Source organism: Oryzihumus sp., from assembly GCF_036391795.1.
Taxonomy (GTDB): domain Bacteria; phylum Actinomycetota; class Actinomycetes; order Actinomycetales; family Dermatophilaceae; genus Oryzihumus.
On the sequence record NZ_DASVZH010000113.1, the window covers coordinates 1 to 3,394 of the forward strand.

The following is a 3,394-nucleotide window of genomic DNA, read 5'->3' on the forward strand; positions in this document are numbered from 1 at the left end:
CGGAGGCGAGTCGCGAGCCGTGGGCCCATGCCGCGCTGCGCCCGACGAAGACTGCCGCGTCGCCAAGCACCAGGCGCGCTGCCCGCATGAGGTCGCCGTGGTCGGGCGCATCCACGTGGCGGGCGCGGTGCACGCCCTGCATGACCCGCTCGAACGACGGACCGTAGAGCACCTCTGAGGTCAATGACCCCAGCCCGTTCGCCGTGCTGAACGGCCCCAGCTCGAGCTGATGAGGAATGACGCGACGCATGTTTGGCATGTCGGCCACGGTCGGGGCCTGGCCCGCGAGCGACCACCATGCACGCCGCCCCTGTGGATGACGGGACTCGGGTATGACCCCCCCTGGGGACAACCCGCCGAACCACGCCGAGAGGGACGCGAAGGGAAGGGAAGGGCCCACGGGTATCGCGCGCGGCTCACCAGGAGCCGGAGCCGCCCCCGCCGCCACCGCCGCCGGAGAACCCGCCACCACCGAAGCCGCTCGAGCCCGACGACCCCGGCGTCGAGGTGAACGTGCCGCTGGCCGTGGTGGAGAAGCTGTCCACGCCGTGGGCGATGTCCTGGAACCCGCCGAAGCCACCCGGCCCGAAGACGTACCAGGTCGGCATCACCATCGTCTGCCCTGCGGCAGCCGCTGCCTCGGCGACGTCGGCGAAGACCTTGGCCCAGCGGTCGGCCACGCCGAAGACGATCGCGAACGGCAGGTAGCGGCTGAAGATCGTGGCGGCCTCGTCGAAGGCGATCTGCCGGGCTTCGGCGGTCAGGAGGTACTGCTTGAACCCCAGCGACTGCGCCAGGACCGCGCTCCCGCTGGCGGTGCGGGCCGCCATCCGCCGGCCGAGCAGGTTGACGATGAGGCCGGCCACGACGAGCCCGACGGCCAGGATGATCCCGGACGGCACCGGCAGCCCGAGGCCGGCCTTGGCGTCCACCGCCGAGCTGTTGAGCCCGAAGAACCAGCCCGACCCCACGCCGATGACGACCAGCGCCATGCCCAGGCCGGTCCACACCCGGCGCTGGCTCTGCGGGGACTTGCGGAACCACCCGCGCCGCACGACCTCGGCATACATGTCGGACTGCACCGAGGAGAGCGTCGTCGCGAAGTGGTTCTTCAGCGCCGAGAGCATGACCGGGTTGGAGTCGCGGAAGATCCCGTTGAGCAGGACCTGCTCGTAGGTCAGCAGCTCCTCGCCGGCCGGCGGCGGCAGCGCGGTCAGCTCCCAGTCGGTGCGGGAGAACATCCCCTCCCCCGGCACCTCCCGCACCGTGAGGAACCCGCGCACCGCCAGGTCGACGACCGTCGCGCTGACGTCGATGGTGTTGGCGGTCTCGTCGATGATCGTGCCGACCATGCCCGGCTGCACGCCCTGCGGCGGCTGGAACTGCACCGCCACCGCCCCCGGCCGCGACCCGCGCACGACCTGGCCCTCGGCACCGGCGGCGGGCGTGAGGCCCGGCGTCAGACCGGCGTACTGCTCGTCCCGGCCACGGGTCCACACGAGGAAGCCCATGAGCGCCGCCGCCAGGACCGGGACGGTGACCCCGGCGCCGACGCCGAGCAGGCTGACCGCCCTCGCCACGCCCGGCGACAGCGTCGAGCCGGCCTCGGAGAAGCTGCCGCTGGTGTCCGTGCCACCCGAGCGCAGGTCGGGACTGGTGGTGGTGAAGGCGGCGGTCGGGAACGACGAGACCACGCTCACCTGCTGGTACGCCGGGATCGGGCCGGCGCTGAACGTCGCCGTCGCGCCGGGCTGGGCCGCGCACTGGGTCGTGGCGCCCTGCGCGCCGTAGTAGCAGGCCGCCCTGGTGACCGCGGCCGGCCCGTGCACGGTCACCGAGACCTTGTCGGTGGGCACCGAGGTCTGGTCCCCGGTGACGTTCCAGAAGAGCTCGACATGGTCGGGGAAGCCGTTGACCACGTGGGCCAGGTGGTAGCGGATGACGTAAGTCTGGGTGCCCTCGACGGTCTCGTTCGGGTCGCCGACGCGGATGACCGTGTTGGCGCCGAGCTGGGAGACGTCGACGCCGGCCGGAGCCCCCGACGGGCTCGACGCGCTGACGTCGCTCATCTCGTAGACGCGGTGCTGGGTCGTGCTGTTCTGGTAGCCCTGCTGCGTGATGACGTAGCGCTTGATGCCGTGGTGCCCACCGCCGCCGAAGTCCCAGACGAGGGTCTCGGTGACGTCCATGCCGCCGTCAGCCTTCACGTCGTAGGCCGCGGTGAACGACACGATGTGCTCGGTGTCGGCGGCCAGCGCGGCCGTCGGCAGGCCCAGCAGGAGCCCCAGCGCCGCCAGCACCCCGAGCAGCGCCCGCAGCCTCCCCCGTGCGGCCACGCGCGTCACCTCTCCGTTCGGTGCGACATCGCGCGCTGGGCCTCGCGGTTGTCCTGGCGCTCGCGCAGCGCGTGGCGCTTGTCGTACTGCTTCTTGCCCTTGGCCAGCGCGATCTCGACCTTGGCCCGGCCGTCCTTGAAGTACAGCGACAGCGGCACGATCGTGTGCCCGGCCTCGCGGGTCTTGATGGTGAGCTTGTGGATCTCGTCCTTGTTGAGCAGCAGCTTGCGCCGACGCCGGGCGGCGTGGTTGGTCCACGTGCCCTGGGAGTACTCGGGGATGTAGACGTTCTCGAGCCAGATCTCGCCGTCGTACTCGCTGGCGAACCCGTCGATGAGGGACGCCCGGCCGGCCCGCAGCGACTTCACCTCGGTGCCGGTCAGGACGAGACCGGCCTCGAAGGTGTCCTCGATGAGGTAGTCGTGACGCGCCTTGCGGTTGCTCGCAACCAGCTTGCGTCCCTGCTCCTTGGCCACCGTCGCCGTCCCTTCCCTCGCGTGCGTGAACCGCGGGGTAACGCTACCTGCCCGGGAGGGCAGGCAGCGACGGCCTTTCGGCCGGGTATGCCGGGTGGCCGGCTCCCGGCCTCAGAGCCAGATGCGCGGGTTGACCGGGGTGCCGTCCTGCCGGGTCTCGAAGTGCAGGTGGCAGCCGGTCGACATGCCGGTGGTGCCGGAGTAGGCGATGACCTGGCCGCGGCTGACGTAGCCGCCGGTGACGACCCAGCTCGACAGGTGGTTGTAGGTGGTCGTGAGGTCGACGCCGCGCACGATGCCGTGGTCGATGACGAGCTGGTTGCCGTAGCCGCCGGAGGCGGACTCGGGCACCGCCATGATCACCGTGCCGGACGCGGCCGCGTGCACGGGCGTGCCGCAGTTGACCGCGAAGTCGAGGCCGGCGTGCAGCTGGTAGCGCTGGGCGACCGGGTCGAAGCGCATGCCGAACTCCGAGGAGGTCGGCCCGTTGACGGGGTAGCTCAGGAACCCGCTGCTGGTCGGGATGCTCGGCGGCGGCGCCTGATGGGCGCGGCGGCGGGCGGCCGCGGCGCGCGCGGCGGC

General features: G+C 71.8%; 4 protein-coding genes. All 4 read right to left on the reverse strand.

Annotated features, from left to right (window positions below; genetic code table 11):
- Positions 1 to 268, reverse strand: a 268-nt coding sequence (locus VF825_RS06730) for a hypothetical protein (protein ID WP_331111466.1), incomplete at its 3' end; no start/stop codon positions are given.
- A gap of 148 nt (positions 269 to 416) precedes the next feature.
- The gene (locus VF825_RS06735) at positions 417 to 2,336 is read right to left on the reverse strand and encodes a DUF2207 domain-containing protein (protein WP_331111468.1); all 1,920 of its coding nucleotides are present in this window, start codon (positions 2,334 to 2,336) and stop codon (positions 417 to 419) included.
- Positions 2,337 to 2,341: 5 nt separating this feature from the next.
- Positions 2,342 to 2,812 (reverse strand): SsrA-binding protein SmpB, encoded by a 471-nt coding sequence (smpB, locus tag VF825_RS06740; RefSeq protein WP_331111470.1) that lies wholly within the window; start codon positions 2,810 to 2,812, stop codon positions 2,342 to 2,344.
- A gap of 111 nt (positions 2,813 to 2,923) precedes the next feature.
- Positions 2,924 to 3,394, reverse strand: a 471-nt coding sequence (locus tag VF825_RS06745) for a M23 family metallopeptidase (RefSeq protein ID WP_331111473.1), incomplete at its 5' end; no start/stop codon positions are given.